We start from the raw sequence: 19975 nt of genomic DNA, 5'->3' as shown, positions 1-19975 counted from the left end.
GTGTGCGGCATCATCGGAATCTTCGCCAGGGATGCGGGTCTGTCGACGGCTTCGGCGGACGCCGCGATGGACGTGCTGCGCCCCAGGGGGCCCGACGGCGCCGGGGTCTGGTGCTCGCCGGACGGGCGGGCACTGCTCGGGCACACCCGGCTCGCCGTGGTCGACCCGGCGGGAGGCGCCCAGCCGCTCGGCGACGGGCCGAGCCGGACCCGGCTCGTCGTGAACGGCGAGTTCTACGACTACCGGCGGATCCGCTCCGACCTCGCCGGGACCGGACACCCCTGCCGCAGCCGGGGCGACAGCGAGATCGCGCTCCGGCTCTACCTCAGGGACGGCCATCGGGCGCTGCGCGAGCTGCGCGGTGAATTCGCCTTCGCCCTGTGGGACGACCGCACCAAGGAGCTGTTCGCGGCGCGGGACCGGTTCGGCGTCAAGCCGCTCTACTACGCCGAACAGGACGGCAGGCTCTACCTGTCCTCCGAGATCAAGGCCATCCTCGCCTGCGGCGTCGCGGCCAGATGGGACCTGGCCGCCTACGCCGCCCACCTCCAGATGGCCCTGCCACCGGACCGGACCCTGTTCGACGGCATTCGCCAACTGCCGCCCGGCTGCTACCTGCTGGCCGGCGCGGACGGGGTCACCGTCCATCGCTACTGGGACTTGGACTACCCGACGACCGAGGAGCTGGCCGGAATCGAGGACGGCTCACCGGCCGCGCTGACCGGGCACCTGGCGCAGGTGCGGTCCGGGCTCGACGAGTCCGTACGGCTGCGGATGATCGCCGACGTCCCGGTGGCCTGCCACCTGAGCGGTGGCGTCGACTCCTCGGCGATGACGGCCACCGCCGCCGGCCACGGCGAGATCACCACGTTCACCGTCGGTTTCGCCGCCGCCGCCCTGGACGAGAGCCCGGTCGCCGCACGTACGGCCGCCCGGCTCGGCGTGCCCCACCACCGGATCCAGCTCACCCCCGCGGATTTCGCCCAGCACCTGACCGCCACGGTCCGTGCGGGCGAGATGGTGCAGGAGAACTCCCACGGCGTCGCCAGATACCTGCACAGCGCCGCGATCAGTGCCAGGGGCTTCAAGGTCGCGATGGCGGGGGAGGGCGGTGACGAACTGTTCGCCGGGTACCCGCAGTTCCAGCAGGACCTCGCGCTGAGCCGCTCCCCGGAGGCGATGGGCAAGGCCCGCGCCGGATACCGGAAGCTGTCCGAGTTCGGCGCGCCGCGGCATCTGCGCAGTGTGCTCGACCGGCTCGGCTTCCTGCCCAGCTGGCTCACCCAGCGGCACTTCGCCGTCCTGGCGCCGTCGCGGCCCCTGCTGCGACCCGAGTTCGCCGAGCTGCTCGCCACAACCGACGCCTGCACACCGCTGATGGACCAGTCGCGGCAACAGCTCGCCGGACGCTCCCCCCTGCACCAGTCCCTGTACCTGTTCGCCAAGAGCTGGCTGCCCAACTACATCCTGGGCGCCGAACGGCTGGACGCCGTCCACGGAGTCGAGGTCAGACTGCCGTTCCTCGACCACCACCTGTTCGCCGTCGCCCGCACCGCGGCGCTGTCCTGGTACACCCGCGAGGGCGCCACCAAGTACGTACTGCGCGCCGCTCTGCACGACCGGCTGCCCGAGGAAGTGCGGGCCGGCGGCAAACGCGGCTTCTTCGCCCCGCCGATCGTCTGCGACGACGGGCTGCTCGCCACGCTGCGCGAACTGTGCGACGGTCCCGCTCTGCGGGACAACCCCTTCTACCGCCCGGAAGCGGTGTGCCGGCTGCTCGACGAGCTGCTGGCACGACCGGCCGACCAGCGGGCGGGCAGTGAACGCCTGGTGCAGCTGGCGGTGGGAACGAGCCTGCTCACCGCCGAGTTCGGCATGACTGTCGGCGAGGTGGCAGGGGATGAATGACGGCAGCCGTGACGCACTGGACGAGATGCTCGCCGGGCTGGCAGAGGCCGAGGCGGCGGAGCTGCGCCGACGGATCGCCGCACTGTCCCCCGACGGCCGGGCGCGGTTCGAGCGGACGCTCCTGTCGGGCCTGCCGTCCGGCTCCCCGGCACCCGCGCCCGAGGCGGCACCACCCTCCTTCGGCCAGGAGCGGATGTGGGTGCTCAACGAACTGGCCCCGGCCGCCTACAACTACGCCACCGCGGTCCGGCTGCGCGGCCCGGTGAACCCGGTCGCGCTGCGGTCGGCGATCGACGCCGTCGCGCAGCGGCAGGAGTCCCTGCGCACCAGCCTGTACCAGGCCGATGACGGGACGCTGGTGTCCGCGGTCGCCGGCACGGTCACGGTGCCGTTCCTGCTCGTCGACCTCTCGCAGCTGGCCGCAGCCGACGACCGGGACGACCGGCTCGGCACGCTGTTACGGGCGGAGACGCGCCGCCCCTTCGACCTGCGTCAGGGACCGCTGCTGCGCACGGCCTTGTACCGGCTGGGCCCGGACGACCACCTGGTCCTGCTGACCCTCCACCACGCGATCACCGACGGCTGGTCGAACGGCGTGCTGGCCCAGGCCCTTTCGGACAGCTACCGGGACCTGACCGCGGGCCGCCCGGTGAGCCTGCCGGTACCCGAACTCGCCTACCACGACTACGCCGCGTGGCAGCGCCGACGGCTCACCGGACCGGAACTCGCCGAGCTGAAAGACTTCTGGCGCACCCGGCTCACCGACCTGCCCTCCACCGAACTCCCCCTGGACCACCCACGACCGGACACCGGCCGCGGACTCGGCGCCAACCACAGCATCCTGGCCGGACCCGAACTGGCCGGCCGTCTCGGCGCGCTCCGGCGCCAGACCGGCGGCACCCTGTTCCTACAGGTGCTGAGTGCCCTCTCCGTAGTCCTGCACGGGTGGACCGGGCGGTCCGAACTCGCCCTCGGCACCCTCGTCTCCGGCCGCACCCGACCGGAGTTCGACCGCCTCATCGGCTACTTCGTCAACGTCGTACCGATCCGCACGCACATCGAGCACGAGCAGAGCTTCAGGACGCTCTGGGCGGCCACCCGGACGTCCGCCACGGAGAGCCTGGCCCACCAGGAAATGCCCTACGAGAAGCTGCTGGAGCTGCACCGGGCCGACGGCGAGGGCGACACCCCGATCAGGGTGCTGTGCGTGGCCCAGCAGCCCCAGCCGACCCTGGAGCTGCCGGGGCTGACCGCCGAGCAACTGGACCTTGAGCTGGGCGCCGCGCAGTTCGACCTGCTCGTGGAGGTCTGGGAAGGGGACAACGGCATCAGGATCTCCTTCCAATACGACCTGGACCTGTTCGCCGAGTCGACGATCGTGCTGTTCGCCGAGCAGCTCCGCACCGTGCTGGTCCGGTGCGCCGACGATCCCGACCTGACCGCAGGTCAACTGCTGGCCGCCCCGCCCGCCGCCGAACCCGCCCCAACGGCCGCCGACGGGCGGACCGACAGCCTCACCACGCTCTTCGAGCGCCAGGCCGACCGCACCCCGGACCTCATCGCGGTGGTCGACGGCGCGCTCGCGGTGAGCTACCGGGCACTGGACCGCAGGGCCAACCAGCTCGCCCGGCAGCTGCGGGCGCGCGGCGTCACGGACGGCGACCGGGTCGTCTGCGCTCTGCCCCGTTCGGCAGGCTCGGTGCTCGCGACGCTCGCCGTACTCAAGGCCGGAGCGGCCTATGTGGCGTTGGATCCGGCCCAGCCCGCCGAACGGCTCGCCGAGATCGTCGCCGACGCCCGGCCCCGGTGCGTGCTCACCACCACGGCGCTGCTGTCCCACTGCGCCCCCATGGACAGCCCCCCCCGGGCGGTCGACGACCCCGGCGAGCCGACCGGCCGGTTCCCGGCACACCGACTGAACCGGCCGGTCCACCAGGAGTCGGTGGCCCACCTGGTCTACACCTCGGGGTCGACCGGCCCGCCGAAGGGCGTGCTCGGCACCCATCGCGGTGCGGTGAACCGGATTTGGTGGATGCGGCGGGCCCACCCCGTCACCGGCGCGGAGGTCTGGGCCGCCAGGACGTCCCCTGCCTTCGTCGACGCGGTGTGGGAGACCTTCGGCCCGCTGCTGTCCGGCGTGCCTCTGGTGGTGCTGAGCGCCGAGGACACGGCCGACCCCGCGCGGCTGGTCGACAGGCTGCGCGAGCACCGGGTGACCCGGCTCGTGGTGGTACCGACCCTGCTGCGCATCCTGCTCGACGACCAGCCGGACCTGCACCGGAGACTGCCGGACCTGCACACCTGGGTGAGCAGCGGCGAAGAACTCGGCGCCGACCTGGCCGAACGGTTCCACCGCTGCCTGCCCGGCCGCAGGCTGCTCAACCTGTACGGCTGCGCCGAGGTCGCGGCCGACGCCACCGCGGCCGAGGTGGGACAAGGCGGCAACCCGGCGAAGGTCCCGATCGGCCGGGCCATTGACGGTGTCGCCACACGTGTGCTGACCCCGGCCGGCCGGCCCGCGCCCACGCTGGGCATCGGCGAACTCCACGTCGGCGGGGCCGGGCTGGCCCTCGGCTACCACGGGCGCCCCCAGGAGACGGCCGACCGGTTCGGGCCGGTACGGGGCGGCGGGCCGGGCCGGCGCTGGTTCCGTACGGGCGATGCGGTGCGCCGCCGTGCCGACGGCGATCTGGAGTATCTCGGCAGGCTGGACACCCAGGTGCAGATCCGTGGCCACCGGGTCGAGCCGGGCGAGGTGGAACGTGCTCTGCTGCGGCATCCCGACATCCGCGCCGCCGCGGTCATCAGCTGCCCCGACCGCATGGGCGCCCCCATGCTCGCCGCGTACGCGGTCGCCGTCGACGAGGCGCGGCCACCCCGTGACGTGACCGGATCCCTGCGGCGCCAACTGCCCGCCCACGCCGTACCGTCCACCGTGGACATCCTCGCGGAGCTGCCGCTGAACGCCAGCGGGAAGGTGGACCGGCGAAGGTTGCGGGCGCTCCGGACTGCTCCGGCGCCGACGGCGGAGCGGCACTCCGGGCCGGCCACCGGGACGACCCAGGCCATCGTGCTCGACGTCTTCACCGAGCTGCTGCCGGTGACCTCCCGGCCGGGACCGAACGACGACTTCCTGCGGCTGGGCGGCAATTCGCTGCTCGCCGCCAGGGTCGCGGCAGTGCTGCGCGAACGGCTCGGGACACCGGTCGGCCTGGGCGACCTCATCGCGGCGCCGACGGCCCTCGCCCTGGCCGCCCGCCTCGACGCAGCGGCCGCACGCCAGGGTCCGCCGGAATTCTCGGCGCAGCCGGTCCACGATCCGGCGGCGCGGCACCAGCCCTTCCCGTTGACCGACATCCAGCGGGCCTACCTCGTCGGACGTGACGCCGAGCTGGTGCTGGGACAGGTCTCCACCCACGCCTACCTGGAGCTGACCGCGCACGCACTGGACCTCGACCGGTTCCAGGACGCCCTGCGGGCGGTGATCGACCGGCATCCGATGCTGCGTGCCGTGATCGCGGCCGACGGTACGCAACGGGTGCTGGACTCGGTTCCCCCGTACCGGATCTCCGTCCAGGACCTGCGAGGGGACACCGGCCCGCGGCGGGCCGCGCGGCTGGCCGACTGGCGGGAGGAACTTTCCCACCAACTGCTGCCCGCCGACCGCTGGCCACTGTTCGACGTACGGGCCTCCCTGCTGCCCGGCGGGGACACGCTGGTGCACGTCAGCATCGACGCGCTCATCTGCGATGCCCACAGCTTCGGGCTGGTGATGGCCGAGCTGACCGACCGCTACACCGGCCGACGGCACGCGTATCCGCCGCCGGCCCTGACCTTCCGGGACTACGTGCTGGCCGCCGAGCACCGCCGGGCGGGGCCCGGGTACCGCAAGGCCCAGCAGTACTGGCGCGACCGCCTCGCCGACCTGCCCGAGGGGCCCGAACTTCCGCTGGCCACCGCGCCGGAGAGCATCGACCGGCCCCGCTTCGTACGCCGTTCCGGGACGCTGGACCGCGCCCAGTGGTCGGCGCTCAAGGCGCGGGCCGCCGAGCTCGGCCTCACACCGTCCGGTGTCCTGCTCGCCGCCTTCGCCGAGACCGTGACCCGGTGGAGCAGACGCCCCCACTACAGCCTGATGCTCACCGTCTTCCAGCGGGAACCGGTGCACCCCGATGTCGACCTGATCGTCGGCGACTTCACGTCCCTGTCCGTGCTCGAAGTGGACCACCGCACCCCGGCGGCCTTCGCGGACCGCGCCCGCACCCTGCACCGGCTGCTCTGGGCCGACCTGGACCACGCCCCGTTCAGCGGTGTCCAGGTGATGCGGGAGTGGGCCCGGCAGCGCGGCCGCCCGCCGCAACTGCTGACCCCGGTGGTGTTCACCTCCAACCTGCCGCCGGCCGCGCCGTCCGACGCGGCGCAGACCGAGCACACCACGCTGGGGAAACCCGGCTACGGGATCACCCAGACCCCGCAGGTGCACCTGGACCACCAGGTCGCCGAGCGCGAGGGAGCTCTCGTCTTCAACTGGGACGCGGTCGACGACCTGTTCCACCCCGGCGTGGTCGACGGCATGTTCGAGTCCTACCAGCGCCTCCTGGCCGACCTGGTGACCGACCGCGCGTACTGGACCGACCGAAGGGAGCCGCCGCTTCCCACCACGCAGCAGACCGTCAGATCGGCGCTCACGGCGGCCGGCGCCGCCGCCCCGCGGCCGCACTGCCTGCACGAGCCGGTCTTCGCGCGGGCAGCCGCCCAGCCGGAGCACATCGCGCTGGTCGACGGCGAGATCAGGATGACCTACCGCGAGCTGGCCGACCGGGCCCGCCAGGTCGCGAACACCCTGCTGCGCACCGGCGAGCGCGAGAACGCCCTGGTCGGCATCGCCACCCGTAAGGGCCGGCACCAGGTGGTCGCCGCGCTCGGCGCGCTGGCGGCCGGCCGGGCCTTCCTGCCGCTGGACCCCGACCTGCCCGACGCACGGATGCGGCACCTGATGGCGCGCGGGGAACTGAGCACCGTGCTGACCCAACGGACACTGGTGGACCAGCTGCCCCGACCGGCCGGAGTGCGCGTGATCGCCGTCGACCGGGCGGCCGACCTCGACCCGTCGGACGAGCCCCCGGCGGTGCGTACCGACCCCGCGGACCTGGCCTACGTCATCTTCACCTCCGGCTCGACCGGCACACCCAAGGGCGTGATGATCGATCACCGCGGTGCGGCGAACACCATCGACGCCGTCAACCGGCGGTTCGGAGTCGGCCCGCACGACCGTGTCCTCGCGGTCTCCTCGCTGAGCTTCGACCTCGCCGTCTACGACCTGTTCGGCCTGCTGTCCGCCGGTGGCACGGTGGTTCTGCCCGCGCAGGACAAACGCCGTGATCCGGCCCACTGGGCCGAGCTGATCGCACGGGAACAGGTCACGGTGTGGAACTCGGTGCCCGCACTCGCGGAGGTCCTGACCGATTACGCCGGGAAGCTGGCGCCGGCCGCGCTCTCCACGCTGCGGCTGGTGCTGCTCAGCGGCGACTGGATCCCGGTCTCCCTGCCCGACCGGCTCCGCGCGCTGGCCACCGAGGCGCAGCTGATGAGTCTCGGCGGCGCGACGGAGGGATCCATCTGGTCGGTGTGGTACCCCATCGGCGAGGTCGACCCGCGCCGGCCCAGCGTCCCCTACGGCGTACCCATGGACCACCAGTCGATCCGGGTGCTCGACGACCGATTGCGACCGCGTCCCGACTGGGTGGCCGACGAGCTGTACATCGGCGGCGCCGGTGTCGCGCTGGGGTACTGGCGCGACGAGGAGCAGACCCGGTTCAGGTTCCCGTGCGACCCGGTGACCGGCGAGCGCCTGTACCGGACCGGTGACCTCGCCCGTCATCTGCCCGACGGGAACCTGGAGTTCCTCGGTCGGCAGGACGGCCAAGTGAAGATCAACGGATACCGGGTCGAACTCGGCGAGGTCGAGGCGGCGGTGCAGCGGCTGCCCGGAGTGCGGGCGGCCGCCGTGGTCGCAGCCGGTGAGCGGGGAGCGGCACGCCGCCTGGTCGCCTTTGTCGTCGCCGAGCCGGACTCGCCGCCGGAATCCGCCGCACTGCGCACCGGCCTCGGTGCCGTACTGCCGCCGTACATGATCCCGGCCGAATTCCACCGACTCGACCGGATCCCGTTGACCGGCAATGGAAAGGTGGACCGGTCGGCACTGCTCGCACAGTTGCCGGGGCGGCAACGGCGGACGGGGCGGGTGCGTGGCGCGGCGGCCCCGCAGCGGCGTGGCCGACTGCTGGCGGAGCTGGCCGACATCTGGGCAGAACTTCTCTCGGTGCCGACCGTCCGGCCCAAGGACAACTTCTTCGCCCTCGGCGGCACCTCGCTGGAAGCCATCCGGCTCATGACGAAACTCCAGCAGGCCATGGGCGTGCGCATCCCCATGCTCCGGCTGTTCACCACCCCGACGCTCGCGGCACTGGCCGATGCGGTGACCGAGGCGCAGGCGGGCGCCGCGCCCACCCCCGACCCCGGCCCGCCGCCCGAGCTGACGGCCTGCCCGGACGACCGGTCCGAGCCGTTCCCGCTGACCGACATCCAGCAGGCGTACTGGCTGGGACGCCGCACCGGCTTCGGGCTCGGTGGTGTCGCCACCCACAGCTACCTGGAACTGGACGTCGACGACCTCGACGTCCCCCGGCTCGAACAGGCCCTGCGCCTGCTGATCGACCGGCACGACGCGCTGCGGACCGTCGTCCGGCGCGACGGCCGTCAGCAGGTCCTGCCCACCGTGCCCGCCTACCGGATCGACACGGCGGACCTGCGCGGCCGGGCACCCGACGCCGCGACCCACCGGCTCGCCGAGGTCCGCGGGACGATGTCGCACCAGGTCAGGGCGACCGAGGACTGGCCGCTGTTCGAGCTGCGCGCCCATCGCACCGACGGCACGACCACCCGGCTGCACATCAGCGTCGACCTGCTGATCGCCGACGCGCACAGCACCCGGATCCTCACCCGCGAACTGCTGGCGCTGTACCACGACCCCGAGGCCGAACTGCCCGTAATCGGCTGCACCTTCCGGGACTACGTGCTGGCGGCGATGGCGCAGAGGAGCGGCATCCGCCACCGCCAGGCACAGCGCTACTGGGCCGACCGGATCGCCGACCTGCCGTCCGCCCCCGGCCTGCCGCTGCTGTGGCGGCCCGCGGAGCTCACCCACCCGGAGTTCCACCGCCTGCGCACCGAACTCACCCCGACGGCATGGCAGGCGGTGCGGGACTGGTCGGCCGCGGCCGGCCTCACGCCGTCGGCGGCGATCTGCGCCGCGTTCTGCGAGGTGCTCGCACAGTGGAGCGACAGCCCCCGGTTCACCCTCAACGTCACCACGTTCAACCGGCTGCCGTTGCATCCGGACGTGGACGCGCTGGTCGGCGACTTCACGGCCACGACACTGCTGGCCGTCGACGGCACCGGCGAATCGTCCTTCCCCGCGCGGGCCACACGTCTGCAGGACCAGCTCTGGAAAGACCTGGAGCACCGGACGGTCACCGGCGTGGAAGTGCTGCGCATGCTGCGCGGCGGGGATCCGCGCCGACGGGACGACGCGGTGATGCCCGTGGTGTTCACCAGCACCCTGCTCTCGGACGGCGTGCTGCCGTCCTCGCAGGTACCCGCCTGGCGGGCCAGGACGGTGTACTCGGTGAGCCAGACCCCCCAGGTGCTGCTCGACCACCAGGTCGGCGAGCAGGCCGGAAAGCTCGTCTGCACCTGGGACTTCGTCGCCGCGGCGTTCCCGCCCGGGCTGGTGGAGAGCATGTTCGAAGCGTTCGAGACGGTACTCGCGAATCTCGCGGCGGCAGCCGTGGAAACTGGAGGCGACCCAGCATGAGCATGGCCGGGGAAAGCTTCTCGGTGCTTCCCGCCGAGCAGCGGACGTTGCTGCTGCACATGAACGAGGTGACCGGGCGGATCCCGCCGGGCACCCTGGACGAGGCGGTCGCCCTGCTCGCGGCCGAGCGGGGCGACGCACTCGCCGTGCAGGGATCCCGTCAACGCCGGAGCAGGGCCGACCTGCTCACCGCCGCCGACCGCCTCGCCGCGGCGCTGAGCGGGCAGGCGGTGGCGGCGGGCGATCGGGTCGCCCTGTGCGTCGAGCCCGGCGCCGACCAGGTGACCGGTCTGCTCGGCATCCTGCGCGCGGGCGCCGTACCGGTGCCCGTGGACCCCGGCGGCCCGCAGGTCACACGGTGGCGGCAGCTGGACCGGGACGGGATCACGGTGTGCGTCTCACAGTCCTGGCTGCTGGACCGGCTGAGCTGGCCGGACGGGATCGCCAGGACAGCGCTCGACGGCGTGCCGGAGGCGGAGCCTGCCGCCCCGCCGCGGCGCGACCAGCGGGATCCCGCGGTGCTGCTGCCCGGCGACGACGCCGACGCTGCGGTGGCGATCAGCCACCGGGAACTGCTCAACATGGCAGCCGATCTCACCGACCGGTTCGGACTCGGACCGGACGACCGGATGATGGCCCTGGCCCCGATCACCACCGGACAGGGCATCCGTGAGAGCTGCCTCGCCCTGCTCTCCGGCGCCACACTGATCCACGGCCAGGACATCGACCTGCGGGAGCCGACCGCCTGGATCGACCTGCTCGTCCAAGAACACCTCACCGTATGGAACTCCACACCGACCCTGCTCGACCTGCTGCTCACCGAGCTGGAACGCCGGGGCGACCGGCTGCCGGGGCACCTGCGCCTGGTGCTGCTGAACGGGGAACCGCTGACCGGCGCCCTCGTCCGGCGCCTTCGCGGGCTGTCCGGCCCGGACCTCGTCGTCGCCAACCTCTCCGCCGCCCAGGAGCACGGGGCGTGGGCCACCTGCTGTGCACTGTCCGCTCAGGAAGCCGATACGCCCTCGGTGCCGATCGGCGGCCCGATGCGCAACCAGCGCATCCACGTACTGGCCGAGAACGGCGGGATCTGCCCCGTCTGGGTCACCGGACAGGTGCACTACGGCGGCCTGGCCGCGGAGTCCGCGCGGCACCACTGCGACACCGGGCCCGACCGGTGGGCCACCCACCCGGAGTCCGGCGAACCTCTGCTGCGCAGCCCCTGGTTCGGCCGGGTGCTCCCGTCGGGGACGGTGGAGACCGTCGGACACGCATCCGCACAACTCCTCGTGCACGGAAGGCGGTTGCACGTGCACGACACCGAAGTGGCGCTGGCCGCGATGGACGGGGTGCGCGCCGCCGCCGTGGTCACCCTGACCGCCGAGAGCGCGCTCGGCTTCGTCCGGCTCGCCCCCGGAACGAGCCGCACCGGGCAGGAACTGCTCGACCAGCTGCGCCGCAAGGTGTCTCCGTACCTGCTGCCCAGCAGGATCGAGGTCCTGGACGCCTTTCCTCTCACCCCTGACGGCAGGGTCGACCGCGGTCGGCTCACCACGACGGGCAGCCCGGTTCCCGAGCCCGTCGCCGACCGGCAGCCGGCGGTGGCGGGCGGAGACACGCTGGTGGCCGCCGCCACCGAGATCGCCTGCAGGGTGCTCGGGGTGAGCGAGATCGAGCCGGACATGAACTTGATCGACTTCGGCGCCACGTCGGTCGAGCTGGTGCGGCTGGCCACCGTGATCGAGGAGGAACTCGGGATCGACGTCCAGGTGGAGGAACTGCTGCGGTTCCCCTCGATCGCCGTCATGATCGGTCCGCATCTCGCGAAGACCACCGGACCCGCCGGTGAGTCCCGCCACGAGCCCCTCGACCAACTGCCCGACGAACCCCCCACGGCCGTCGTGCCGCCCCCGGCCGACGGGGGCCTGCTCGTCGACCTGGTGGCGCGCCAGGCGTTCAAGGACGCGCACCACGGCATCCGGCAGGAGTACGACGCGGTCTCGGGGATCGCCCTCGGCCGCGAGGCCGACCCGCGGGTGCCCGCTCGCCGAAGCCACCGGCGATTCGCCCCCGGCCCGGTCGCCTTCACCGGTCTCGCGGCCCTGCTCGGCGCCGTGCGCCGGATCCAGCACGCGGGCGAGACCAAGTACTGGTACCCCTCGGCGGGCGGCGCCTACCCGCTGGGCGTCTACGCCGACGTCGCACCGGACCGGGTGACGGGCCTGGACGCCGGAACCTACTACGTCCACCCGGGCCGCGCCGAGCTCGTTCCCGTGCGCACCGGCCAGGGTGTGCCCCCCGCCGCGCACGCCGAGATCAACCACGGCGCCCTGCGGCAATCGGCGTTCGTGCTCTACCTGATCAGCAGGATGGACGCCATCTCCCCGCTCTACGGCGAACTGGCCGGGGACTTCTCGGTGTTCGAGGCCGGCGCGATGGCTCAGTTGCTGATGATGGTCGCCGCGGAGAACGGCCTCGGCCTCTGCCCGGTCGGCACGGTGGACACCGCCGCACTGCGCGAACCACTGCGGCTGCGCCCCGACGACCGCTTCGTACACGCCCTGCTCGGCGGCGTCCCGGACGTCACCGGCGAGCGGACGGGCAGCCGCCGGGTACCCGACATCGGCGACCGGCTGGGCCGGGCGGCGCGGAGCGAGGGGGAGCGGCCGTGACGCCGGACACCGGCGGCCCTCAGGCCGGCCGTCGCCGCCGGGAGCCGTCCCGGCCCGAGGACTGGGTGCGGCCGACCGGACCACCGGCCGGTGCGACCCTGCCCTTGCAGGTGCTCGCCGCGCAGACGGGAATCGACCTCGCGCACTGGGCCGACCGCTCGGCGGACACCGTGCGCACCTGGCTGGACGTCCACGGCGCGGTGCTGTTCCGGGGCTTCGGCGTCGACCTCGACCGCTTCGGCGCGGTGCTGCGCGCACTGGCCGGGAACCCGAGCCCCTACCTGGAGCGGTCCTCGCCGCGGACGGAACTCGGCGACCGGATCTACACCGCCACCGACCACCCCGCCGATCAGCCGATCCCGCTGCACAACGAGAACTCCTATCAGCGGGAGCTGCCGCGGCGCCTGGTGTTCTGCTGCCTGCGGCCCGCGACGACCGGCGGCGCGACCCCACTGGCGGACACCAGGAAGGTGCTGGGCCGCATCCGCGCCGAGATGAGCGCAGGATTCGCCGAGCGGGGCGTGCGCTACGTCCGCAACTACGGGACCGGCCTGGGGATGGACTGGCGCGAGGCGTTCCAGACCGAGCACCGCGCACAGGTCGAACGGCACTGCCGTGACCAGGGCGTCGAGGCCGAGTGGACCGGAGGCGACCGGCTGCGCACCAGCCAGGTGCGGCCGGCCCTCGCCGTACACCCCGGCACCGGGGACCACGTGTGGTGCAACCACGCGGTCTTCTTCCACACCAGCAGCCTGCCGACGCGGATCGGCGCGGCGCTGCGGTCCCAGTTCGCCGAGGCGGACCTGCCGGTCAACACGTACTACGGAGACGGGCAGCCGATCCCGGAGGACGTACTCGACCATCTCCGTGCGGCCTACGCGGCCGAGCGGGTCGCGGTGCCGTGGCAGGCCGGTGATGTGCTGTTGGTGGACAACCTGCTGGCCGCGCACGGCCGACAGCCCTACACCGGGGAGCGTCGGGTGGCCGTCGCCATGGCGGGCGCGCTGTCCTGGGACGCGGTACGAGCCGGGGCGAGCCGGTGACCGCCCAGCGCTCCGACGCCATCCCGGCATTTCCCGGAGCGACCCTGGAAACCGGCACCGGTCACCACGTCCGGGCGCTCCAGGTGGACGGCGAGGTGGACACCGGCCGGCTGGCCGCCGCGGTGCGTACGGTGGCCGCCGCGACGCCGTTCGTCCGCTTCGCCCCCGACCTGCACCGGCACGACCTGCGCGCGCTCACGCCGGGGGATCCGGCGGATGCCTGTGTGGCGCTGCTCCGCGCCGAGCTGGAGGGCCCGGCCGAGCCCGGAGCGCCGAACCGGTTCCACTGGGTGCCGCTCGGCGGCAACCGGCACGTACTGGGCCTGGTCGCCCCCCAGGAAGCCCTCGATGCACGCTCCTTGTACGCGGCACTCGGGGCGGTCCTCCAGGCGTACTTCGACCGGTTCCGGGCCGCCGCGTACCGTGACCCCGCCGAGCTGGCCGGATTCGACCCGGTCGGGACGCCCGGCGGGGCCGAGGCCCGGCGGCGCTGGTGGAGCAAGGAGTTCCCGCGCTTCGGATACACGGACGGTGGTCCCCGCACAGCCCACGGCCGGGTCGGCACCAGACGGCTGCGGGTCGACGGGCGGCGCTGGGCGGCACTGACCGGCGGCAGCGGCCCCCTGGGCGCCAACGGCTCGCTCGCCGTCGTCGGCCTGCTGGCCTGGTCCCTGCGCGTACTGGGCAGGCCGGGCAGCTCCGGCTTCTGCTGCGCGTTCGACCTGCGGGACTACTTCGAACTCGGACACGTCATCGGTCCGTTCACCGACCGGCTGGCCTTCCGCGTCGACGTCGAGGGCCTGAGCAGCCCGGCGTTCTCCGAGGTCATGCGCAGGACCCAGGCGGGATTCCTGGACTCGGTCGTGCACTACCTGCCCTACCCCCGTCTCCTCGACCACGGCCTGCGGACCGGTGCACTGCGGACGCCGCACACGGCCGCGCTGTGGGACGTCACCGTGCACTTCTGCCGGAACCCGCCGCGCAGCGCCCGTACCAGGGACGAGCAGGCACCGGCCCAAGGCGCCCTGTCGATCGGGTTGTTCAGGGAGGCCGACCTGCTCGGGGCGGCCGGACACGCGGGTACCGCGCCGGACGACGGCGTGCTGCTCGACGTGCACATCGGAGAACTCGGCGACGACATCGTGATCGTCCTCGACCACGCCGGGCCCGACCTCACCGAAGACGTCATGGACCACCTGCTCCACCTGCTCGACCGGTCGATCGAGCAGGTCAGCACCGATCAGACGGCCCCACTGCCGGACATCAACCACCCTTAAGGAGTGCCCCGTGACCGACACCGTGGACGAGCGGACCTACCACGTGGTCCGCAATGTGGAGGAGCAGTATTCGATCTGGCCCGCCGACCAGGATGTGCCCGACGGCTGGACCACGGTCGGCAAGACGGGCGGGCGCCAGGAGTGTCTGTCCCACATCGGCGAAGTCTGGACCGACATGCGCCCGTTGAGCCTGCGCACCTTCATGGCGGAGCACCCCGACGGACTGTCCGAGGAGGTGACCGAGGACCCGTTCGCCGACACCCCGACCCTGGTGGACCGGCTCACCACCGGGACACACCCGGTCGAGGTCTCCCTCCGCCCCGACCGCACCGCGGCCGCACTCAAGGAGGCGATCGACCGCGGCTATGTCTTCCTCCGGTTCACCGGCACCGACGGCGGCACGGAACTGGGGATGGAGCTGGCCGAGGCGGACCGCGATCCGAGCGGCGCGGACTTCACCGCGGGCACCGGAGAGATCCGGATCGCCGGCCAACTGGAGCTGGACTTCGTGCCCCTGACCTGTACCGCCACCGTCGACCTCGCCACCCTCACCGGTCAGGCGAACCTGGTGGTCCGCCCGGCATGACCACGGTGGACAGGGTGTGTGTCCTCGCCCGCCTGGTGGAGCCGGGGCTCGGTGACCTGGTGCAGCGCAACATCGCGCTGGCTCTGCTCCGCCGGGCCTTTCCGGCGGCCCGGATCACCGTGGTCACCGGCAGCACGGTGGCAAGGCGGTTCGCGGAGTTCTTCGAGCGGCACAGCTACGCGACCGACGTGCTGGAGTGCCCGGATCCCGGTGACGCGGACCGGCACCGGTGGGCACGGTTCCGCCGGGAGCTGACCGCGCTGGGCGCGCAGCTGAGCTTCGTCGACCCGGACAGCAGGGAGCTCGGCGCACCGGAGGCCAGGCGCGCAGGGATCCCGGTTCGTCTGGGGCTGCCCGGCCCCGGTACCGGCCCCGGTGACCTCACCCGTCCGCTCCGGCTCGCCCCGCCGCTGCTGGGCAGGGCCGACCTGTTCGACCACGCCTCGGCCCTGGCCTCCGCCCTGGGCCTGCCCGGGAAGCTCCGGCCGGGCGCTGTGGTGCCGCCGCTGCCGAGAGCCGCCGAGGAGTTGCCCGACCTGCCGACCGGCGTGCCACGGCTCGCCGTACATCCCGGCGGTGCCCCGCAGTGGAACCGCCGCTGGCCGTCCGGCCGATACGCCGCACTGTGCCGTCGCGCGGTGGCCCGGACCGGTGCCGCCTGCTACCTGCTGGGTGCCGGCGAGGAGCGCGCAGACCTGCTCCGGCTGGCCGCCGCCATCACGGCCGGACAACCGGAGGCAGCCGTCGAGGTGGTCACCGGCGGCAGCCTCAACCGGACGGCGAACCTGCTGGCCGAAGTGGACCTGCTGGTCGGCAACGACTCCTCGCTCGCCCACATCGCCGCGGCGGTGCGTGTTCCGGCCGTGGTCCTCTACGGACCCACCGGCACCGAGTTCCTCTGGGCCCGGGTCTACCCGCGCCACCACGGCGTGTCGCTCCACTATCCCTGCCGGCTGGCCACCCACCGGGCCGATGAACTGGCCGACCGGCAGTGCGAGCACGACTGTCCGATTCCCTACTCATCGCCCGCGGGACCGTATCCGAGGTGTCTGTCCGACATCGGGGTCGACCAGGTATGGACCGCGGTGTCACGGCTGCTCGGCGCCACGGCGTCCGAGTCTCGGAAAGCGAGGGCCTCCGGTGCGCACTGAACTCCCGGCGGCGTCGGTCCGGAACATCCTGTCGATCAACTTCAATCACGACGGCGCCGCGGTCCTGCTCTCCGAGGGCAGGATGGCGGGATTCGTGACCACCGAACGGTACTCCCGGCGCAAGAAACACCCAGGGCTGCGCGCGGACGATCTGGCCGAGCTGCTCGACCAGGCCGGACTCGTCCTGTCCGATGTGGACCACGTGCTCCTGTGCAACCTGCACAACATGGATTCGCCCGACATCGCCCTGCTGCACGGCTCGGATCTCAAGGAGACCTGGCTGGAGTTCTGGGTGGACCAGCGCCAGGCACGCGTCGACATCGACGGCACGCGCCTGCCGTGCACCGTCAACCCCCAGCACCACCTGCTGCACGCCGCGGCGAGTTTCTACACCTCGCCGTTCGACTCCGCGGTCTCGGTCGCCATCGATCCCCTCGGCTGCCGCGCCTTCCTGGGCCGGGGCACCAAGCTGTATCCGCTGCGGCGCGACTTCGACACGTGGTTCAACGCCAACGTCGGCTACTGCTACGTGGCCGAGCGGATGTTCGGGTCGAGCATCGTCGGCGCGGGCAAGGTCATGGGGCTGGCTCCGTACGGCGCGAGGGGTGAACCGGAGGACCCGGTCCCCGCCACGATCAAGAGCTTCGACGAGCTGGCCGCCCTCGCCGACCGGGATCCGGTTCCGGTCAAGGTGGGGGACCGCGAACTCAACGCCCGGCTGGCGTACTACGTGCAGCGCGGCCTGGACGCCCAGATGCTGGCACTGTTCGGCGAGCTGGGCCCGATCACCGCCCGCAACCGGATCGGGCGCAACCTGTGTCTGTCCGGCGGCACCTCGCTGAACGTGGTGGCCACCGAACCGGCCTTCGAAGCCTCGGAGTTCGAGCGCGTTCACTTCCACCCGGCCTGCGGTGACGACGGGACCGCCATCGGCGCCGCTCTGTGGTACTGGCACCACGTGCTGGGACACCCGAGGCGTCAGCACCACAACACCGAGCTGATGTACGCGGTCCGCCGGTACTCCGCCGGGGCCGAGGAGCGCGCCCTGCGCGAGTTCGCGAGCGAGCTGTCGGTGGAGACCGTCGACGACTACACCGGCAGGACGGCCGCCCTGATCGCCGACGGCGCGGTCGTCGGCTGGTTCGAGGGCGCCGGCGAGATCGGCCCGCGGGCACTGGGGCACCGCAGCATCCTCGCCGATCCGAGAAGTCCGACGATGCGCGACCGGCTCAACAGGGAGATCAAACTCCGGGAGCACTTCCGGCCGTTCGCACCGGCGGTCCTCAACGAACGCGCGACCGAGTGGTTCGGGTTCGCCGACAGCCCGTTCATGCTGCGTGCCGCGCCGGTCCGCAAGCCGACGGTGCCCGCGGTCACCCACGTCGACGGCACCGCGCGGCTGCAGACGGTCCGCCGCGAGGACAACCCGGCGTACTACGACGTGATCGCCGCCTTTGAGGCGCGTACCGGCGTGCCCCTGCTGCTCAATACGAGCCTGAACACCAAGGGGGAGCCGATCGCGGAGACCCCGCGTGACGCGGTGCGCACCCTGCTGGACGCCGGACTGGACCACTTGGTGCTGCCGCACACCATCATCAGCAGGCGGAGGCGGGCATGAGCTTCTGGGCAGTGGACCGGTACCGGCGGCGCAGGCTCGAACGCGCGCTGACCGAGCTGTGGTGTGCGGCACTGCGCTCGGAGAAGATCGGCCGGACGCAGCGGTTCATCGAACTCGGCGGCGATTCGGTCACCGCCGTGCGGATCGTCAGCGCGGTCGAGGAACGGCTCGGGGTGAGCCTGTCCGTCCGCGTCCTGATGGAGACCCAGACCATCGCCGGGATGGCCGAACACATCCAGCGCCGTTCCCGCGCCGAACAGGGGGCCGCGCCATGACCGGTGACCTGCTGGCCCTGCTGGACGCGATTGCCGGAGTGCGGACCGTCGTCGTCGGAGACGCCATCGTGGACGGCTACGTCACCGGCGACCCGGTGGGACTGGGCCGGGAGGCCCCCGTGCCGGTGGTCGAGGTCACCCGCGTACTCGACCGGTGCGGCGGCGCCGCCAACGTGGCGGCCAACCTCGGAGCGCTCGGTGCCGAGACCCGGCTGCTCGCCGTCGTCGGCGCGGACCCCGCCGGGCAACGGCTGCGTCAGGCCATGACGTCGGCCGCGGTCGGCACCGAACACCTGCTGACCGACCGGACACGGTCGACGGTGGTCAAGACCCGCGTGCTGGCGCCGCGACAGATGCTCCTGCGGATGGACGAGGGCAGTCGGCGACCGATCGGACCGGGCACCTCCGCCGCGCTGGCCGCGCGCCTGGACGAACAGCTCTCCTGGTGCGACGTGGTGATCGTCTGCGACTACGACTACGGCACGTTCACCCCCGAGGTGCGCGCCGTGCTGGCGGCCTCGCCCCGGCGTCCGCTGCTCGTGGTCGATTCACGGACCCCGGCGGCGTTCCGTGCGATCCGGCCCGACGTGGTCACACCGAGCTACGCGGAGGCCCTGGACCTGCTCGGCCTCCGGGCCACCGCGCACAGCGGAGGACGGGTGCGGCAGATGATGGACCACGCCGAGGCGGTCCTGGAACGCAGCGGCGCCAACCTGGCGGCGATCACCCTGGACCGTGACGGCGCGGTGCTGGCGCAGGCGGGACGGCCGAGCCTGCGCACCTACGCCGACGGCGAGGCCGGGATGACGATCGGGGCCGGGGACACCTTCACCGCGGCCCTGGCCATGGCCCTGGCCACCGGCGCCGACCCGGGGACCGCCGCCGAGCTCGCCTCCGCGGCCGCGGACACCGTCGTACGCAAGCCGGGTACGGCGAACTGCGCCGCCGAGGAACTGCGGCGCAAGGTGTCGGACACCGGGAAGATCCTCGCGGACGGCGAACTGCCCCGCTGGCTCACCGAGGTGCCCCATCGCGCACAGCGGGTCGTGTTCACCAACGGCTGCTTCGACCTTCTGCACGGCGGCCATGTGTCCCTGCTGAGCCGGGCCAAGGCACTCGGCGGTCTGCTCGTGGTCGGGGTGAACTCCGACGCGAGTGTGCGCAGGCTCAAGGGACCGGCCCGGCCGGTGATACTGCTGGCGGAGCGCATGCGGGTGCTGGCCGCCCTGGGCTGCGTCGATCTGGTCGTGCCGTTCGAGGCGGACAGCCCGACCGAACTGATCACACAGCTGCGGCCCGACCGCTACGTCAAGGGCAGCGACTACACCTGCCGGACTCTGCCGGAGGCACCGCTGGTGGAACAGCTCGGCGGCTGTGTCGAACTGCTCAGCACGGTCGACGACCTGTCCACCAGCAAGATCATCCGCGATATCCACGCGCTGCCGCGGGCGGATACGCACCGCGCCGGCCAGGACCAGAAGGGGGCGTGAGACGACATGACGTGCGTTCGAGTCCCGGTTGTCCGAGCCCTCTGTCCCACTCCTCCCCGGCCTGGCGGCCGGGGGCTCCTCG

Annotated in this window: 10 protein-coding genes; all 10 read left to right on the top strand. The window is 72.6% G+C overall.

What is annotated here, in order from left to right:
* From asnB to LIU39_RS20320, 10 genes are read left to right on the top strand one after another with little or no spacing between them, the layout of a single operon-like run.
* Positions 1-1908, top strand: a complete 1908-nt coding sequence (gene asnB / locus LIU39_RS20365; protein WP_227048233.1) for an asparagine synthase (glutamine-hydrolyzing) — start codon at positions 1-3, stop codon at positions 1906-1908.
* Positions 1901-9784 carry a non-ribosomal peptide synthetase gene (locus LIU39_RS20360; protein ID WP_227048230.1) on the top strand — a complete coding sequence of 2628 codons (7884 nt, stop codon included), beginning with the start codon at positions 1901-1903 and terminating at the stop codon, positions 9782-9784. The genes asnB and LIU39_RS20360 overlap by 8 nt, the downstream gene beginning before the upstream one ends.
* Positions 9781-12453 carry an AMP-binding protein gene (locus LIU39_RS20355; protein WP_227048228.1) on the top strand — a complete coding sequence of 891 codons (2673 nt, stop codon included), beginning with the start codon at positions 9781-9783 and terminating at the stop codon, positions 12451-12453. Before LIU39_RS20360 ends, LIU39_RS20355 begins: the two co-directional genes overlap by 4 nt.
* Complete coding sequence (locus LIU39_RS20350) at positions 12450-13496, top strand: TauD/TfdA family dioxygenase (protein ID WP_227048227.1); 1047 nt, start codon at positions 12450-12452, stop codon at positions 13494-13496. Before LIU39_RS20355 ends, LIU39_RS20350 begins: the two co-directional genes overlap by 4 nt.
* Positions 13493-14773, top strand: coding sequence for an amino acid adenylation domain-containing protein (locus LIU39_RS20345; protein ID WP_227048225.1), 1281 nt, complete (start codon positions 13493-13495; stop codon positions 14771-14773). The genes LIU39_RS20350 and LIU39_RS20345 overlap by 4 nt, the downstream gene beginning before the upstream one ends.
* Before the next feature lie 10 nt (positions 14774-14783).
* On the top strand, positions 14784-15359 hold the full coding sequence (locus tag LIU39_RS35765; protein ID WP_443743000.1) for an MbtH family protein: 576 nt from the start codon (positions 14784-14786) through the stop codon (positions 15357-15359).
* Complete coding sequence (locus LIU39_RS20335) at positions 15356-16510, top strand: glycosyltransferase family 9 protein (RefSeq protein WP_227048223.1); 1155 nt, start codon at positions 15356-15358, stop codon at positions 16508-16510. The genes LIU39_RS35765 and LIU39_RS20335 overlap by 4 nt, the downstream gene beginning before the upstream one ends.
* Positions 16500-18128, top strand: coding sequence for a carbamoyltransferase C-terminal domain-containing protein (locus LIU39_RS20330; RefSeq protein WP_227048222.1), 1629 nt, complete (start codon positions 16500-16502; stop codon positions 18126-18128). Before LIU39_RS20335 ends, LIU39_RS20330 begins: the two co-directional genes overlap by 11 nt.
* Complete coding sequence (locus tag LIU39_RS20325) at positions 18125-18403, top strand: acyl carrier protein (RefSeq protein ID WP_227048220.1); 279 nt, start codon at positions 18125-18127, stop codon at positions 18401-18403. The genes LIU39_RS20330 and LIU39_RS20325 overlap by 4 nt, the downstream gene beginning before the upstream one ends.
* Positions 18400-19893 carry a PfkB family carbohydrate kinase gene (locus tag LIU39_RS20320; protein WP_227048218.1) on the top strand — a complete coding sequence of 498 codons (1494 nt, stop codon included), beginning with the start codon at positions 18400-18402 and terminating at the stop codon, positions 19891-19893. The genes LIU39_RS20325 and LIU39_RS20320 overlap by 4 nt, the downstream gene beginning before the upstream one ends.
* Positions 19894-19975: the final 82 nt, after the last annotated feature.

Origin of the sequence: Streptomyces pinistramenti (assembly GCF_020564935.1) — a bacterium.
GTDB classification, from domain to species: domain Bacteria; phylum Actinomycetota; class Actinomycetes; order Streptomycetales; family Streptomycetaceae; genus Streptomyces; species Streptomyces pinistramenti.
Note: the sequence above shows the minus strand (reverse complement) of the source record. Positions and strands in the feature narration are given on the sequence as shown.

What these genes read in the sequence shown, in the direction of transcription:
- LIU39_RS20360 (WP_227048230.1), top strand. Translation starts at nt 1,901, where the DNA reads ATGAATGACGGCAGCCGTGACGCACTGGACGAGATGCTCGCCGGGCTG.
- LIU39_RS20355 (WP_227048228.1), top strand. Translation starts at nt 9,781, where the DNA reads ATGAGCATGGCCGGGGAAAGCTTCTCGGTGCTTCCCGCCGAGCAGCGG.
- LIU39_RS20325 (WP_227048220.1), top strand. Translation starts at nt 18,125, where the DNA reads ATGAGCTTCTGGGCAGTGGACCGGTACCGGCGGCGCAGGCTCGAACGC.
- LIU39_RS20320 (WP_227048218.1), top strand. Translation starts at nt 18,400, where the DNA reads ATGACCGGTGACCTGCTGGCCCTGCTGGACGCGATTGCCGGAGTGCGG.
- LIU39_RS20335 (WP_227048223.1), top strand. Translation starts at nt 15,356, where the DNA reads ATGACCACGGTGGACAGGGTGTGTGTCCTCGCCCGCCTGGTGGAGCCG.